This is a genomic window from Eubacterium multiforme, assembly GCF_030813415.1.
GTDB classification, from domain to species: domain Bacteria; phylum Bacillota; class Clostridia; order Clostridiales; family Clostridiaceae; genus Clostridium; species Clostridium multiforme.
Window position 1 is genome coordinate 524949 of sequence record NZ_JAUSUF010000001.1, and the last position, 16765, is coordinate 541713.

Consider the following 16765-nt stretch of genomic DNA (forward strand, 5'->3'; position numbering starts at 1 on the left):
TTACTATTCTCCCTTTCCAAAAGAACAATGTGGGAATGTACAAACATCACAATTTAAACAGAATCCTCCATGTCCATATAAAGCTATATCTCTAAAGCTTAATCTTTCATCACTTAATATTCTTGGAAGAACTAAATCAAATATTGTTCTTTTGCAATACATTACACATCCTGGAAGTCCAACTATAGGAATATCTCCACTATAAGCTAATAAAAACATAGCTCCTGGAAGTACTGGTGCTCCATAAGTAATAAGGTCTGCTCCACATTCCTTTATTGCAGTTGGAGTTACATCATCTGGATCAACAGACATTCCTCCTGTGCATAGTATCATTTCTGCTCCACTCTCTATTGCCTTCTTTATTTCACATACTATTTTTTCCTTATCATCTGGAAGTATAACTTGATTTTCTAAAGTACAGCCATAATATTCTACCTTTTTCCTTACAGCTGGTCCAAAAGCATCTTTTATTCTTCCATGATAAACTTCACTTCCAGTTGTTATCATATGAACTTTTTTAGGTTTTATATCGATAACCTTAATTATGCTCTCTTTAATTAGCTTTTCTGCTTCTATTATTTTTTCTTCATCAATTGCAAGTGGAATTATTCTTGTAGCTCCAATAACTTCTCCCTTTTTTACAGGAGTATTATTTTGTATAGTTGAAACTATTATATCCCCAAGCATATTTATTTCCAATAATTTTTCTTTATCTATTTTTAAAAGTCCATCCTTTGCAGCTTTAAAATTAATTTTACCTTCCTTTATCTCTCCAAATTCTAGACCTTCTCCACACACTAAATCTTTAAGTCTTACAGCAGCATCATTTTCATGAAGAATTCCTTCTTTGTTTTCCCAAACATATATATGTTCCTTACCTATTGAAAGAAGTTCCTTTATATCTTCCTCTTGTATTATATGTCCTTTTTTAAATGCTCTTCCTTTAAATTCTCCTGGAATTATTTTAGTTAAATCGTGACATAATATCATTCCTACTGCATCTTCAACTCTAACGCTCTTCATAACTTTCTCTCCTTATACTACTTTTTTTAATATTTTGTTATATGATATGGTTAATATAATTGAAATAATCACAATTAAAATAAGTATAGTCTTTGCAGTTGTATCATCATTATTTTCTATTGCATAATACATTGCCATTGGAACTGTTTGCGTTTTTCCTGGAATATTACCTGCAACTAATATAGTAGCTCCAAATTCTCCAAAAACTCTAGCAATGCTAAGTATTAACCCTGTTAAAATGCCTTTTTTGCATAAGGGTAAACTTATCTTTCTAAAAACTTGATTATCCCTTGCACCCATTTCTCTTGCTGCATTTTTTATATCTTCATTTACTCCTAAAAGTGCCGCCTTAATACTTTGATACATAACAGGAAGAGATACTATAACTCCTGCAATTACAGCTGCAAACCATGTAAATATAATAGTTAAATTAAAATTATTAGAGAGAAATTCTCCTATAACCCCTCTATTTCCTAAATTAATTAATATTAAATATCCCACTGCAGATGGTGGCAAAAACATAGGAAAAATCATTATTGTCTCTATTATACTTTTTCCTTTTATATTCTTTTCAATTAAGAAAAAACTTCCTATTAAAGCTAATATTAAACTTACTATAACTGAAACAGTTACTACCTTAAAAGATATAAAAAATGCATTAAAAATCATATTGCTATTCTACTCCAAATCCATATTCCTTAAATATCTTCTTACTCTTATCACCCTTTAAAAAGTCAACAAACTTTTCACTTTCTTCTTTGTTTTTAGTGTTCTTTAGTAAACATAAAACATATTCTATCTTTTTATGATATTTATTTGGTACTTCATATACTATTTTACTATCCTTTGCCTTCATAGCATCTGTTTTATAAACAAATCCATAAGCTGCATCTCCACTATCAACATAATTTACTACATTGTTAACACTCTTTGCATAAACAAACTTACCCTTTAAAGCATCCCAAAGCTTTAATTTATCTAAAGTTTGTTTTGCATATTGTCCAGCTGGTACAGTTGAAATTTCTCCAATAGCAATCTTTTTTGATACATTTTTTAAATCATCTAATGAATTTATCTTTTTGTTTTCATCTTTTCCACCAATTAAAACAAGAGAATTTGTTAAAAAATTATATGTATTATCTTTATTTACTAAACCTTCTTTTACTAATTCATTTGCATATTTTGTATTTGCTGAAAAGAATATGTCAACATTTGCACCTTGAGAAATCTGTTTCTTTAAAGTACCAGATCCTCCAGTATTATAATTAACATCAATTCCTGTTTCCTTTTTAAATTCTTCCTTTATTTTATCCATAGGTTTCTGAAGACTAGCTGCTATACTAACAGTTATTTGTTTACTTTCCTTTTTTTCTTCTTTACCACATCCTGATAACATTCCTAATGAAACAACCATAGTTCCAAGTAAAGCTAAAGATATTATTTTCTTGCGCATTCAAAAGCACTTCCCTTCATTATATCTAATCCATGTTTTAAATCATTTAATAAGTAATCTAATATTTCTTTGCATGCCTTTGGACTTCCTGGCATATTAACTATTAATGTTTTATTCCTAATTCCTGCTGTTCCTCTTGAAAGCATAGCTCTCTTTGTTATTGTAAAGCTATAGTTTCTTATAGCCTCTGCAATTCCAAGGGCTTCTTTATGTATTACATCCTTTGTGGCCTCTGGAGTAACATCCCTTTCACTAAATCCAGTTCCCCCTGTTGTAAGAACTAAATCTAATTTCAATTCGTCACTCATGTACTTCATTTCTTTTGATAATTCTTCTCTTTCATCTGGAAGAACTACATATCTTTTTACAAGAAAATCTTCATTTTCTGCAATTTCTTTTATTATTTCACCACTTTTATCTTCTCGCTCTCCCCGTGAGCCTTTATCACTACTTGTTATTATTCCCAGTGTATACACCTTTCACCATCTCCTCTCTTTTTTTATTATATTCTAAATGAATTAAATATTCTACCATTTTTTTGTAATCGTTTATATGTATTTCTTTTACATTTGGAATGTTTTGTGGCACATCTGTTGCTATAAAAATTAATTTGTCCTTTGGAGTTATAATATTATTACTTATTCCTTCCCTAAAGACTTCTATCTTTCTTAAAGAACTATTTTTATATCCTTCAACTATAATAAAATCTTTATCTTCCATCATAGCTATAAGTTTTTCCAAAGGAATTTCATCCTCTACTTCTTTTATCATAGCCATTCTTTTTTTTGATGATATTATTATTGTATCTGCTCCAGCTATTCTGTGCCTATATGTATCTTTACCCTTTTTATCTATATCAAATCCATGAGCATCATGTTTTATTGTTCCTACTGAATATCCTTTTAATTTAAGTTCTCTTATAAGACCTTCAATTAGAGTTGTCTTTCCAACATTTGAACATTCACTTACTACATTTATAACTTTTGACATACTACTCACCTTCTTTTTTAATTAATTTACTATATTCTTCTGGATTATTTATATTTAAAAAATTATTATTATCTTTTATATCTAAATATTTAGTATTTAAATTTTTTAATAAATTCATAAGCTTATAATCTTTATCTTTAATCATATTTTCAATAAGTTTTACAGAAGATTTTTTGTATATTCCACATAAAGGCTCTATTTTACCATTAACAATTGGAATTAAGGCATCTTCTTTAAAATCATAATTTCCTAAATAATTTAATATATCTTTATTTAAAAATGGCATATCACAAGCAACTATTAATGCATATGAAAAACTACTTTTCTTTAATGCAGAATAAATTCCTCCAATTGGACCTATTTCTTTAAAAGAATCTGATACAAGTAAAGCCTCATTCTTAAAATCTTTATAAGTTTTAAAATCATTACAGGAAATTATTTTTTCTTCATAATCTGCAACTGCTAATAAAGTCCTATTAATAAAAGTATCTCCATTAAACTTTAAAAATGCCTTTGTCTTATAATTCATTCTACTATTTTTTCCACCAGATAATATTATTGCAGTCTTTTTTATCATATAAGCACCTTCACTACATCACCTTTTTTTAAAGATTTATTAGGTTTAACTTCTAATATAGCATTACTATTAATCATAGTGTGAACTTGCCCTGGAGTTTGGTATACATTATTTATAGTAACTTCATTATTATCATTTAGATGAACTCTCAAAAATCTTCTTTTTTTAGTTACCTTGTTAAAATCTTCCTTTAATGTAACTTCTCTTTCTTTTAGAGAAATTTTATTTGAAGATAACATTTTTGCAATTATATCTCTACAAGTAAGTTCAAAACTTGTTGCTGCTGCAACTGGTGTTCCTGATAAACCTATATATATTTTATCTCCCTTAAAAGCACCAAACATTGGTGAACCTGGTTTCATATCTATTTTCCAAAATAATATTTCATAACCTGCCATTGAAGCACTTAACCTAACTATATCTTTTTCACCAACAGAAACTCCACCAGTGGAAATTATAATATTGCAGTATTTTTCCATATCTTTTATTGCATTTATAATATCTTCATCTTTATCTAAAATAAGATTATATAATATAGGTTCACAGCCTAATTCCTTAAGTCTACTTTTTAAAAAGTATCCATTACTATTATAAATTTTTCCATATCCTAATGGTTTTCCTGGATTTTGTATTTCATCTCCAGTATTTAATATTCCAACAACAGGTTTTTTATAAACTTTTACCTTATCTAATCCTAATGAAGCAATAGCCATAATTTCTGATGAAGTAACAAAGGTATCCTTTTTTAAAAGCTTTGTTCCTTTTTTAAAATCCTCACCTTTATAGCAATAATTGTCATATGGAGCTAATTCACTTTTTATTTTAACTACTCCATCAATTTCTTCTGTATCTTCTTGCCTTATAACACAGTCTGCTCCTTTTGGAATTGGAGCACCTGTCATTATTCTAACAGCTTCTTTTTCTTTTACTGTCTTTTCTGATACTTCTCCAGCATATATTTTATCTATAACTTTAAGGTATATAGGATTATCCTTTGATGCACCCTTTGTATCATATCCCCTTATAGCATATCCATCTAAAGGAGAACGGGGAAAGGGTGGGTTATCTATTTTAGAATGTATATCTTCATATAATACTCTTCCTAAAGCATCTTCTATATTAACCTCTTCTTCTGTAATTTTTTTTACTTTACTTAACAATAAATTTCTAGCTTCTTCTAAACTTACCATAAATAACTCTCCTTTAAAGTTAATAATGCCCACTCCTTTTAAAGAATGAGCATTATATTTAATAAATTAATTTATCTTACATATTATATTTCTAATAATCTTAATTGAATAATAAATAAAGATACTCTTAAATCTTACATAAGTTAAACTATAATTTATTTATATTTATTGTTACAAATTTATAAGATGGTTCTCTTGAATAAGCATCAAAATCACCTTTAGTTAATGTATTTATTTCTATATAATGCATTGGTCCATATGCTTGATTTTTCTTAAGTCCACTATTTATTTTAGCCTTAACTTTAACCTTTTTACCATTAGATGATAAAACTTCTATAAGCTCTCCATCTTCTATATTTTTATCCTTAGCTATTTCTTCACTTATTTCTATATAAGGATCAGCTGGTGTAATTTTATTAACTATAGGAATTTCTCTAGTTCTAGTTTGAGTATGCCACTGACCAACTGTTCCTCTACCAGTATTTAAAATATAAGGATATTCCTCTGTTTGCTTTTCTTTATTATCCTTTATGTCTTCATACATAAATTTCATTTTTCCATTTGGTCTAAAGAATTTCCCATCTTCATAAAGTCTTCTTTCATCCTCTATAAGCTTATCACCTTTTCTAAATGGCCATTGAACTCCTCTTCCATTTCTTAACATTTCATATTCTACCCCTGTTATATCACAAGGCATACCTTCTGAAGATTTCTTAAGAAGTTCAAAAACCTCTCTTGGAGTTTTCCACATTTCTAATTCTTTTTCTTTTCCTAGGGCAATTCCTATTCCTCTTAAAATTTCAAAATCTGTTAATTCATTTTCCTCTTTAGGAACCATTGGTACTAAGGCAGATAATCTACGCTCTGTATTTATATAAGTACCACTCTTTTTAATTCCAGGAATTGCTGGTAAGAAAAGATCACAAATCTTAGCAGTGTCTGTATCACTATATAAATCTTGCACTACTAAAAAGTCAACATTTTTAGCTGCATCATTAAACTTCTTGTTATCAATCCATGAATTTGCAGGATTTGTTGAAACTATCCAAAGTCCTTTAATCTTTCCATCTAAAGCTCCTTGTATTATTTCTGGATATGCAATTGTTGGTCTTTTTGGAATATATTCATCTTTTATTCCCATAACCTTAGTTATAAATTTTCTATCTTCCTCATTTGCATAATCTCTTCCAGCGTAAATACCTGTAGTATTACTATATAATCTTGAACCCATTGCATTACATTGACCTGTAATTGAATTAGGACCTGTTCCTTCTCTTCCAATGTTTCCTGTCATTACAGCAATATTTATTATTGCTTGAGCTGTTCTTACTGCTTCATAACCTTGATTTACTCCCATTGTCCACCAGAAAGAAACTCTTTTACCATTATGTATTGTTTCAGCAATTTCACAAATTTCTTCTTTAGTTATTCCTGTCTTTTCAAAAGCATCCTCTAATGTATACTTCTTTACAAATTCTTTAAAGCCTTCAAAATCCTCTGTATGTTTTTCAATATACTCTTCATTTATATAACCTTTTTCTATAAGTAAATTAGCTAATGTATATAAAAACATTAAATCTGCCTTTGGCTTTATTCCATACCATGAATCACAACCCTTTGCAGTTTCTGAATTTCTTGGATCAATTACTATTTTCTTAGCATCCTTATTTTTTCTTATTCTTCCCCATAAAACTGGATGGGCAATTGCTGGATTTGCTCCAATAAATATCATAGTATCTGAAAGTTCTAAATCTTTTAATGTATACCCTGGAGCATCAAAACCAAAGCTTTGCTTATATGCTACAACAGATGTTGCCATACAAAGTCTTGTATTTCCATCTCCCTCCATTTTCATAAATCCTCTTCCTATTAAACCAATTAAAGCCATTTCTTCCATTGGTAATTGTCCTGTACTTATGAAAGCTGAACTTCCATCGCCATACTTTTCATTAATATTTGTCATTCTTTCTGCAAATACTTTAAAAGCTTCATCCCATGATATTTCATGCATTTTGCCATCTTCTCCTCTAAGTAGAGGTAATCTTTGCATTCCATATATAGTACATTGTTTATCTAAATTTAATCCTTTAATACACGCTGTTCCTGAATTTACTGGATAATTTTTTGTTCCTATTATTTTAACTATCTTTCCATCTTCAATATTAAAATCAAGATTGCATCCCGTAGAACAATAATTGCAAACAGATTGTTTTACTTCCATTACAGTCATCTCCTCTTTTAAACCTTCTTATTTTATTTAAACTCACAGTTAGTTATAATTTTAACATTGTTTTTTTTCAATTAATGTGATAATAATCACATACAATTAAAAATTAATACTATTTTCCCCATTTTTATGTGATTCTTATCACATAAAATTAAACATTTTAATATTGTCATAATAGTATTATAATATTAATTAGTTAAAATACTATTATGACAATATTAATTTAATTAAATACTTTTTAAACAAAAAAACCAACTATAAAAACTAGTTGGTTTTTTATATAAATATAATTTTTTATTGATCATTATTTGAAACAATCTTAACTAGAAATTGTAATATCTCCATGTATAACCATATAAGGGTTACCATTAATCCAAATGCAGCATACCATTCCATATACTTTGGTGCCCCATATTGTGCTCCCCTTAAAATAAAATCATAATCTTGCATTAAACTTATTGTTGCAATTATTACAACTACCAAACTAAATATTATTCCTATTGGTCCATTATTATATATTGGTAATGTTATATTAAAAAAGCTTAATACAATTCCAATTAATGATGTAATAATGATTGTTCCCATTGCAATCATTATACCTTTTCTTGTTCTCTCTGCTAAACTTGGTTTCTTACCATAAATAACAAGAGTTACTAAAACAGCTACTATTGTAAGCATTATAGCTGGTAGAACTATTCCTGGATAAATATTATTAAAAAACTTTGATATACTTCCCAATAATAATCCTTCAAAAGCTGCATAAATAACTCCTGAAAATTGAGCTATCTTTGGCATAAAAGTTGTAACCATTGCACAAACAAATGTAAGAAGTGCAACTACTGTTAATATTCCTGCACTATATGGAATGCGAAACCAACTATAAACAAATGAAGCTGCAACTATTGCAAGTAAAATTAATATTTTACTTATAGTTCCTCCTATAGACATTGTAGTGTTATTAGATACAACATTTTCAAAACCTTTTTCTAATGCCGGATTTGTTTCTCCTATACGCATATTCTAATCCCCTTTCTTTTTTTATTTTATCATACCACTATTATACATTGATTTTATATTAATTCATTATATTTTAATAAAAAATAAACATTAAATCCCTGCACGAATTTAATGTTTATCATATGGCAAAATATACTGTATTTCATAAGAAGATTGTATTATTTAAAATTAGATTTATTTAGAATAGAATTCAACTATTAGCTGTTCATCAATTTCTATTGGTAATTCACTTCTCTCTGGTTCTCTAGTAAATATTCCAGTGAAATTGTCCACATCTTTTTCTATATATGGTAATGTATTTAATTCATTATCCTTAAATGTATTAACAAAAAGTTCTGTTTTACGAGACTTTTCTCTAAGCATTACCTTATCACCTGGCTTAAGCTTGTATGATGGAATATCAACTTTTTCTCCATTAACAAGAAAATGTCCATGATTAACCATTTGTCTACTAGCTCTTATTGAAGTTGCAAAGCCCATTCTATAAACCATATTATCAAGTCTTGATTCAAGTCTTAATAATAAAGCTTCACCTGGTTGCATTTTTGATTTAAAAGCTTCATTTATATATCTTTCAAATTGTTTTTCTAAGACACCATAATAAGCTCTTAATCTTTGTTTTTCTAATAGTCTTACACCATAGTCAGATAATTTTTTATCTGCTCTACTTGTTCCTCTACCTGCACGTTTCATTGCATTAGGATGACCTATAACATTAAGTCCTAACCTTCTGCACATTTTAAAACGTGGTCCTCTCATCTTTGCCATTTTGGCTTACCTCCTATAAAATACTTTATGAATGTATACTATCATAATTTCTTATTAATTGAAAATGATTATCATTATTAAATTTTCTCATTTTTTAAAATTATCTTTATTTTTTTAAGAAATACTATAAATATATATTAAATGCTATAAAATTTAATATTATAAAATTAATTTTATTTTTTATAATAATTAATTTTATTTTTGAAATACTAATTAAATAATGAATAGTTACTTAAATAAATTAATTGACAAAAGCTAAAGTTAAAACAATATTATTTTAATTTTTACACTATTTATTAACTAATATAAATATTAAATTAATTAAAAAATATTTAACAAATATTAGTATGAAATTTTTAACTATATAGGCTATAATTAAAACAACAGATAATGATTATAATAAATTATCTGTAAAAATAATATTAAAAGGTTAGATAATGTCTTATTAAAATAGTAATTTATTAATCTAACTAATTATTTATTATATATTTAGGAGGAATTGTTATGAAAAAATATGTTTGTGATGTATGCGGTTATATTTATGATCCAGAAGTAGGAGATCCAGATAACGGAGTTAATCCTGGAACTAGTTTTCAAGATGTACCAGAAGATTGGGTTTGTCCATTATGTGGAGTTGGTAAGGATCAATTCTCAGAAGTAGAATAATTATAATTTAAAAAGTTTTATCATACAAAATAGGATATGCAATGATGCATATCCTATTTTGTATTTTTATTACTTATATAAAAACTTAACTTTATAATTAAATATGAAATTGAATAAAAATTTTAACCTTAAAGGTCTAAAATTTAAATAATATTATTTAAATTTCTATACTTTTTATTAATTAGCATAAACATTAACTTAATTAAATAATCTTTAACAACTATTATTATGACAATGATAATTACATCAACTATAATTAAATACATAGATAATAGAAAATTTTTAGGAGGAATTGTTATGAAAAAATATGTTTGTGGTATATGCGGTTATATTTATGATCCAGAAGTAGGAGATACAGATAATGGAGTTAATCCTGGAACTAGTTTTCAAGACCTACCTGGAGATTGGGTTTGTCCATTATGTGGTGCAAGCAAAGATGACTTCTCAGAATTAAAATAATCATAATAGAAAAGTTTCATTATACAAAATAGGATATGCAATACTGCATATCCTATTTTGTATTTTTATTCAGTGCATAAAACCTGATTTTCATCTTTTTTGAAAACAACTTTTAATAGTATAGGTGTTATTACCGTGGTTAAAACAACAACTATAACTACAGGTGCTAAAAAAGCTGGATTCATAAGTCCAACTGCAATTCCTTTATTAGCTACTATTAGAGCAACTTCCCCTCTTGAAATCATTCCTACACCAATTTGAATTGCTTCATCATTATTATACTTACAAATTTTTGCGCCTAAAAAACATCCTATTATTTTACTTGCTATTGAAATTACTAATAAAATCAATGTGAAAATTACTATTATTGATGACATATTAGATAATTCAACCTTTATTCCAATACTTGCAAAAAATATTGGTGATAACAAAATATAAGATAATGTTTCGAATCTAGAATTTATATATTTTGTTCTTTCTGTATTTGATATTATAAGCCCTGCAATAAATGCTCCTGTTATATCTGCTACTCCAAAAAATTCTTCTGCTGCAAAGGATAATAATAAACAAAAAACAAAAGCTACAATAACAAATCTTCTTTTATCTTTGTTATACATTTGTACCCACTTCTTAAAGAACATATAAAATAAATAACCAATGCTTATTGAAAAGACAAAAAATAAAACTATTTTAAGTAATACTATTCCTATATGCACAGATGAATCTGCTAAACTAGTTACTATTGTTAATGCAATAACTCCTAGTATATCATCAATTAATGCAGCTCCAAGAATAGTGCTTCCAGCTTTGGTATTTAATTTGCCAAGTTCTTTTAATGTTTCAACTGTAATACTAACAGATGTTGCTGTAAGTATTACTCCTATAAAAATATTTTGTAATAAAGTACTTGTGCTAGCATGAGATAATTCTCCACTATTAAAAATATATGCTACCACAAATCCTCCAATTAAAGGTACTATTACACCTAAAAGAGCAATTATAGCCGATGCCTTTCCCGTTCTTTTAAGTTCTTTTAAATCTGTTTCAAGACCTGCTGTAAACATTAATACTATAACTCCAAGTGCAGCCATTTGATTAATAAATTCAGTCTCATGAAGTATATCAAACATTGCTGGCCCTAGTATTATCCCTGCCATTAATGCTCCTACAACTTGTGGCATTTTAAATTTTTTTGTTGCTATTCCAAGCAATTTAGTACTTAATAATATAATTGCTATATCTAGTAAAAAACCATATGATAACATACTAAAATCCCCCTTTTACTTTCACCCATACAATTGTAGGATTTTATTACAAATTTTACAACAATCCAATTCAATCTATTTGTTCTAATAAAAGTTCTTTATACCCTGTTTATTCATTAAATCTATTCTTTTCTTACATTCTTATAAATTTATAAAAATATTAATAATATTATTAATATTTACACAAAAAAAATAGATTGCTGCAAAATACAATTATAAAAAAGTAAAATATTAAATGCTAACTTTCGCTTTTTTATTAAATACTTTGTATTCGCACCAATCTATTAATTAAAAAATTTTAAGAAACTGTTTCTAAGTTCTTATTTTTTGCATAAACAAACTCTAAAAGTACTGGAGTTATTACAGTAGTTATTACAACTACAATAACTATTGGGGTTAAAAAAGCTGAACTTAAAAGGCCAACTGCCATTCCCTTATTTGCAACAATTAAGGCTACCTCTCCTCTAGATATCATGCCTGTACCTATTTGAAGTGCTTCCCTATTTGTATATTTAAAGAATTTTGCTCCAATTGAACACCCTAATATTTTTGAAAGTATAGAGATTACTAACAATATAATTGTAAATACTATCATATTAATAGTCATATCTCCTATTTCAACTTTTATTCCAATACTTGCAAAAAATATTGGTGATAATATCATATAGGATAAAGTTTCAAATCTACTATTAATATACTTTGTCTTTTCAGTGTTTGATATTATAAGTCCTGCAATAAAAGCTCCTGTTATATCTGCTACTCCAAAAAACTCTTCTGCTACATAAGATAAGATTAAACATAATGCAAAAGCAACTATTATAAATCTTCTTAAATCTTTATCATACTTTGAAAACCAAAGTTTAAATAGTTTATTAAATATAACACCAACTATCCCTGAGAATATAAAGAAAGCTATTATTTTTAAAGATACTGTAGATAGGCTTATAGAAGAATCTGCAACACTTGTTATTAAAGTTAATAATATTACCCCTAATATATCATCAATTAATGCAGCTCCAAGTATTGTATTTCCTGACTTAGAATTTAATTTTCCAAGTTCTTTTAAAGTTTCAACTGTTATACTTACAGAAGTTGCAGTTATTATTACTCCTATAAATATATTCTGAAGCAGTTGTTTGTTATCGATTACACTATTGTTACTATTATATAAATAAGCAACAGCAAATCCTCCAATTAAAGGAATTATAACACCTAAAATTGCAATAACAAAAGCTGCCTTTCCCGTTTTCTTTAGTTCTTTTATGTCTGCTTCTAATCCTGCTGTAAACATAAGAACTATAACTCCAAGTTCCGCCATTTTATGAATAAAATCTGTTTCATGTAATATATCCAATAATGCTGGCCCTAATATAACACCTGCAAGTAATGCTCCAACTACCTGTGGCATTTTAAACTTTCTTGATATTAGCCCAAATATTTTTGTACTTAATAATATTATGGCTATGTCAAGTAAATACTTATATGATAACATTTATTACGCTAACCTCCTGTTGTCTTAATTCCCCAGCATTATAGCATATATAATTTTATTTTAAAATGTTAAAAATTTGTATCTATATTAATTAATATTTTATATTTAAATTTTTTAAAAACTTTTAGAAAACTTTATATGAATAAAACCTTTTCTTAATATTAAATCATCAATTTACATAGGTTTTAATTATTAATATATTATCTAAAATAGGATTATTCGTATCTAATTTATAGTTTTTTCCTAATAAACCTATTTTATTAAATATTTTTTCATATAATTTTTATAATTATCTTTTTTATACTTTTAAACCATATACTTCAATTTAGTTCTAGATAATAATTATGATGTCAAATTATATTATTTGTTTTTAATTTTTATGTAATTTTAATCATTAATATCTTCCTTCTATTATATCTGTCACATTTAATAATATTTTATCTAGTCCATAATCTGTTATATCTATTTTTGAATTTCTTCCCATAAGTTTTCCTATAACCTCTTCCTGCTCCTCTAAAAATGCTCCTGAATTTTGTATAGCTTCAAATATATCCTCTAAAAAATATATTTTTGAATCTCCTTCTTCTGCACCTATTATTGTAGATATTCTATGCCTTGCATCTTCCTTTGTTAAATCATAATTTTCATAAACTTCTTCCATAGCATGTAATCTTATTCTTTCTTCATAGTATCTATTTATATAACTATGACATCCTTCTAAGTCTTTAAAAGTAACACCTCTTCCATCAGGAAATACAACTAAATAGTTATCTTCTGGATTTAAATATTCCATTAAAACCCCTCCTATGCAAATTATAAATCTAATAAAAAGGTAGGATTAAAAGATTTTCTCTTTCATCCTACCTTATTTATTTATATTTATTTTTTGTAGTTTTAAGGATTTGTATACTTTTAATTAATAGGATTAATTGTTAAATTATCTCCTTCACCCTCAATTTTTACAATTGAGCCATATCCTATTGTTCCTTTAATTATCATTCTAGCTAATCTATTTTCTAAAGTATTTTGGATATATCTCTTAAGTGGTCTTGCACCGTATACTGGATCATATCCTTCTCTAGCTAGTATATCCTTTGCGCCATCTGTTACTTCTAATTTTATATTCTTTTCAACTAATCTCTTTTCTACATCTTTTAAGAATATATCAATAATCTTCTTAATTCCATTTTGAGTTAATGGTCTAAACATTATAATATCATCAACTCTATTTAAGAATTCTGGTTTAAATCTTGATTTCATTTCATTCATTACTAAGTTTCTAGCATTTTCTGAAATTTGACCATTTACATTATTTTCTAATAAATATTGAGAACCTATATTTGATGTCATAATTATTATTGTATTTTTAAAATCTACTGTCTTACCTTTATTATCTGTAAGTCTACCATCATCTAATATTTGTAAGAATATATTAAATACATCTGGATGAGCTTTTTCAATTTCATCAAATAATATTACTGAATATGGATGTCTTCTAACAGCTTCTGTTAATTGACCTCCTTCTTCATATCCAACATATCCTGGAGGTGGTCCAACTAATCTAGATACTGATTGTTTCTCCATATATTCAGACATATCAATTCTAATCATACTTTCTTCACTATCAAATAATGTTCTTGCAAGTGTTTTTGCAAGTTCTGTTTTACCTACACCAGTTGGTCCTAAGAATATAAATGATCCTATTGGTTTATTTTCATCCTTAAGTCCTGCTCTAGCTCTAAGTATTGCATTTGATACTGATTCTACAGCTTCATCTTGATCAATTACTCTATTTTGTAATTCTTCATCTAATCTAAGTAATTTCTCACGTTCTCCCTCCATAAGTCTTGAAACTGGAATTCCAGTCCATTTTGAAAGAACTTCTGAAACTTCCTCTTCTGTTACTTCTTCTTTTAATAAAGCTCCATCAGAATTTTCTTTAACTTCTTCTTCTTTTTCTTTAATCTTTTCTTCTAAATCAGGAATTACACTATATCTAATTTCTGCAACTTTGTTATAGTCATAATTTCTTTCATATCTTTCAAGTTCACCCTTAGCTTCATCTAACTTTTCCTTTAAATCTCTAAGGTCTACAATGTGTTCTTTTTCTTTTTCATACTTTGCAGTCATTCCATCATTTTCTTCTCTAAGTTCTGCAAGTTCTTTTTCAATTATATCTAATCTCTTTTTAGAATTATCATCTTTTTCTCTTGATAATGCTTCTTTTTCAGTTTCTAATTGGAATATCTTTCTTCTTACTGCATCTAGTTCTGTAGGAAGAGAGTCTACTTCTGATCTTATCATTGCACCAGCTTCATCAATTAAATCGATAGCTTTATCAGGTAAATATCTATCTTGAATATATCTATCTGAAAGTTTTGCAGCTGCAACTATAGCAGAGTCATGTATTCTAACTCCATGGTGAATTTCAAATCTTTCCTTTAATCCTCTTAGTATTGAAATAGCATCTTCAACTGATGGTTCATTTACAATTACAGGTTGGAATCTTCTCTCTAAAGCTTTATCTTTTTCAATATATTGTCTATATTCATCAAAAGTTGTAGCACCAATGCAGTGTAATTCTCCTCTTGCAAGTAATGGCTTAATTAAGTTACCTGCATCCATTGCACCATCAGTTTTACCAGCACCTACAATTGTATGAATTTCATCAATAAATAATATTATTCTTCCTTCACTAGTTTGAACTTCTTTAAGTACTGCTTTTAATCTTTCTTCAAATTCTCCTCTATATTTAGCACCAGCAATTAATGATCCCATATCTAAAGAGAATATTATCTTTTCTTTTAATCCTTCTGGAACATCTCCATTAACTATTCTTTGGGCAAGCCCTTCAACAATTGCAGTCTTACCAACACCAGGTTCACCAATTAAGACTGGATTGTTCTTTGTTCTTCTTGAAAGAATTCTAATAGTTCTTCTTATTTCTTCATCTCTTCCAATAACAGGATCTAATTTATGACTTTTAACTAAATCATTTAAATTTGTTCCATACTTAGCTAAAGCATCATAAGTTCCCTCTGGATCTTGACTATCAACTCTTTGACTTCCACGAACTTCTTTTAAAACTTCCATGAATCTTTCTTCTGTTATATCATAAGTTTTAAGAATATTTCCTACTGCTCCGTCTTTGTCCACTTTCATAATTGCAAGCATTAAATGTTCTACACTTACATAGGAGTCTTCAAATTTCTTTGATATATCCTCAGCTTCTATTAATACTTGTTGTATTTTTTTAGTTATATAAACATTTGAATCTGAATTTGATGTTGAAGTCACTTTAGGTAAAAGTTCTATTGATTGATTAATTGTATTTTGTAAGCTTTTAACTGGAACTCCCATTTTAGTTAATATATTTGGAATTAATCCGTCTTGTTGTTCTACTAAACTTGCAAAAAGATGAATTACATCCATTTGTTGATTATTATTTTTAACTGCTATTAAATTAGCTTCATTTAGTGCTTGTTGCACTCTTAAAGTCATTTTTTCTACATCCATCTTTATTTCACCTCTTACAATTTTCCTTTATTTATTTTTATAATATTATATTAGTCAAAGAAAGTCAAAGATTATTTTTTGAATAAATTTTTAAGTTTTAATTAACTAATTCCTTTTCATCT

General features: G+C 27.3%; 16 protein-coding genes. 2 read left to right on the plus strand and 14 right to left on the minus strand.

Annotation, left to right across the window (positions count from 1 at the left end; all coding sequences use genetic code 11):
• Positions 1-3: 3 nt before the first annotated feature.
• From J2S18_RS02425 to rpsD, 10 genes are all read right to left on the minus strand, one after another.
• A complete protein-coding gene (locus J2S18_RS02425; protein WP_307482780.1) occupies positions 4-1023 on the minus strand; it encodes a molybdopterin-binding protein in 1020 nt (339 codons plus the stop codon).
• 12 nt (positions 1024-1035) lie between these two features.
• The gene (modB, locus tag J2S18_RS02430) at positions 1036-1692 is read right to left on the minus strand and encodes a molybdate ABC transporter permease subunit (protein ID WP_307482783.1); all 657 of its coding nucleotides are present in this window, start codon (positions 1690-1692) and stop codon (positions 1036-1038) included.
• A 4-nt stretch (positions 1693-1696) separates the two neighbouring features.
• Positions 1697-2476, minus strand: coding sequence for a molybdate ABC transporter substrate-binding protein (gene modA / locus J2S18_RS02435; protein WP_307482785.1), 780 nt, complete (start codon positions 2474-2476; stop codon positions 1697-1699).
• Complete coding sequence (locus J2S18_RS02440; RefSeq protein WP_307482787.1) at positions 2461-2952, minus strand: MogA/MoaB family molybdenum cofactor biosynthesis protein; 492 nt, start codon at positions 2950-2952, stop codon at positions 2461-2463. Before J2S18_RS02440 ends, modA begins: the two co-directional genes overlap by 16 nt.
• Positions 2924-3466, minus strand: a complete 543-nt coding sequence (gene mobB / locus J2S18_RS02445) for a molybdopterin-guanine dinucleotide biosynthesis protein B (RefSeq protein ID WP_307482789.1) — start codon at positions 3464-3466, stop codon at positions 2924-2926. The genes J2S18_RS02440 and mobB overlap by 29 nt, the downstream gene beginning before the upstream one ends.
• Position 3467: 1 nt before the next feature.
• Positions 3468-4043: a molybdenum cofactor guanylyltransferase gene (locus J2S18_RS02450; protein ID WP_307482792.1), complete on the minus strand. Its 576-nt coding sequence runs from the start codon at positions 4041-4043 to the stop codon at positions 3468-3470.
• A complete protein-coding gene (locus J2S18_RS02455; protein ID WP_307482794.1) occupies positions 4040-5233 on the minus strand; it encodes a molybdopterin molybdotransferase MoeA in 1194 nt (397 codons plus the stop codon). The genes J2S18_RS02450 and J2S18_RS02455 overlap by 4 nt, the downstream gene beginning before the upstream one ends.
• Positions 5234-5381: 148 nt before the next feature.
• Complete coding sequence (locus tag J2S18_RS02460; protein ID WP_307482796.1) at positions 5382-7454, minus strand: molybdopterin oxidoreductase family protein; 2073 nt, start codon at positions 7452-7454, stop codon at positions 5382-5384.
• A 300-nt stretch (positions 7455-7754) separates the two neighbouring features.
• The gene (locus tag J2S18_RS02465) at positions 7755-8477 is read right to left on the minus strand and encodes a Bax inhibitor-1/YccA family protein (RefSeq protein WP_307482799.1); all 723 of its coding nucleotides are present in this window, start codon (positions 8475-8477) and stop codon (positions 7755-7757) included.
• A 174-nt stretch (positions 8478-8651) separates the two neighbouring features.
• Positions 8652-9245: a 30S ribosomal protein S4 gene (rpsD, locus tag J2S18_RS02470; protein ID WP_307482802.1), complete on the minus strand. Its 594-nt coding sequence runs from the start codon at positions 9243-9245 to the stop codon at positions 8652-8654.
• Positions 9246-9749: 504 nt separating this feature from the next.
• Between rpsD and rd (J2S18_RS02475) the strand changes: the two genes are divergently transcribed.
• Complete coding sequence (gene rd / locus J2S18_RS02475) at positions 9750-9911, plus strand: rubredoxin (protein ID WP_307482804.1); 162 nt, start codon at positions 9750-9752, stop codon at positions 9909-9911.
• A gap of 297 nt (positions 9912-10208) precedes the next feature.
• On the plus strand, positions 10209-10370 hold the full coding sequence (gene rd, locus J2S18_RS02480) for a rubredoxin (protein ID WP_307482806.1): 162 nt from the start codon (positions 10209-10211) through the stop codon (positions 10368-10370).
• A 65-nt stretch (positions 10371-10435) separates the two neighbouring features.
• On the opposite strand, the gene J2S18_RS02485 is transcribed toward rd (J2S18_RS02480), so the two are convergent.
• The 4 genes from J2S18_RS02485 to clpB form a co-directional block, all read right to left on the minus strand.
• Positions 10436-11635, minus strand: a complete 1200-nt coding sequence (locus J2S18_RS02485; RefSeq protein WP_307482808.1) for a cation:proton antiporter — start codon at positions 11633-11635, stop codon at positions 10436-10438.
• Between the two features lie 298 nt (positions 11636-11933).
• A complete protein-coding gene (locus tag J2S18_RS02490; protein WP_307482810.1) occupies positions 11934-13127 on the minus strand; it encodes a cation:proton antiporter in 1194 nt (397 codons plus the stop codon).
• 394 nt (positions 13128-13521) lie between these two features.
• The gene (locus J2S18_RS02495) at positions 13522-13920 is read right to left on the minus strand and encodes a hypothetical protein (RefSeq protein ID WP_307482812.1); all 399 of its coding nucleotides are present in this window, start codon (positions 13918-13920) and stop codon (positions 13522-13524) included.
• Positions 13921-14039: 119 nt separating this feature from the next.
• Positions 14040-16643 carry an ATP-dependent chaperone ClpB gene (gene clpB, locus J2S18_RS02500; protein WP_307482816.1) on the minus strand — a complete coding sequence of 868 codons (2604 nt, stop codon included), beginning with the start codon at positions 16641-16643 and terminating at the stop codon, positions 14040-14042.
• Positions 16644-16765 lie beyond the last annotated feature (122 nt).

Coding starts and splice junctions, on each gene's coding strand:
- J2S18_RS02425 (WP_307482780.1), bottom strand. CDS start 1,023: ATGAAGAGCGTTAGAGTTGAAGATGCAGTAGGAATGATATTATGTCAC.
- modB (WP_307482783.1), bottom strand. CDS start 1,692: ATGATTTTTAATGCATTTTTTATATCTTTTAAGGTAGTAACTGTTTCA.
- modA (WP_307482785.1), bottom strand. CDS start 2,476: ATGCGCAAGAAAATAATATCTTTAGCTTTACTTGGAACTATGGTTGTT.
- mobB (WP_307482789.1), bottom strand. CDS start 3,466: ATGTCAAAAGTTATAAATGTAGTAAGTGAATGTTCAAATGTTGGAAAG.
- J2S18_RS02450 (WP_307482792.1), bottom strand. CDS start 4,043: ATGATAAAAAAGACTGCAATAATATTATCTGGTGGAAAAAATAGTAGA.
- J2S18_RS02455 (WP_307482794.1), bottom strand. CDS start 5,233: ATGGTAAGTTTAGAAGAAGCTAGAAATTTATTGTTAAGTAAAGTAAAA.
- J2S18_RS02460 (WP_307482796.1), bottom strand. CDS start 7,454: ATGGAAGTAAAACAATCTGTTTGCAATTATTGTTCTACGGGATGCAAT.
- J2S18_RS02465 (WP_307482799.1), bottom strand. CDS start 8,477: ATGCGTATAGGAGAAACAAATCCGGCATTAGAAAAAGGTTTTGAAAAT.
- rpsD (WP_307482802.1), bottom strand. CDS start 9,245: ATGGCAAAGATGAGAGGACCACGTTTTAAAATGTGCAGAAGGTTAGGA.
- rd (WP_307482804.1), top strand. CDS start 9,750: ATGAAAAAATATGTTTGTGATGTATGCGGTTATATTTATGATCCAGAA.
- rd (WP_307482806.1), top strand. CDS start 10,209: ATGAAAAAATATGTTTGTGGTATATGCGGTTATATTTATGATCCAGAA.
- J2S18_RS02485 (WP_307482808.1), bottom strand. CDS start 11,635: ATGTTATCATATGGTTTTTTACTAGATATAGCAATTATATTATTAAGT.
- J2S18_RS02490 (WP_307482810.1), bottom strand. CDS start 13,127: ATGTTATCATATAAGTATTTACTTGACATAGCCATAATATTATTAAGT.
- J2S18_RS02495 (WP_307482812.1), bottom strand. CDS start 13,920: ATGGAATATTTAAATCCAGAAGATAACTATTTAGTTGTATTTCCTGAT.
- clpB (WP_307482816.1), bottom strand. CDS start 16,643: ATGGATGTAGAAAAAATGACTTTAAGAGTGCAACAAGCACTAAATGAA.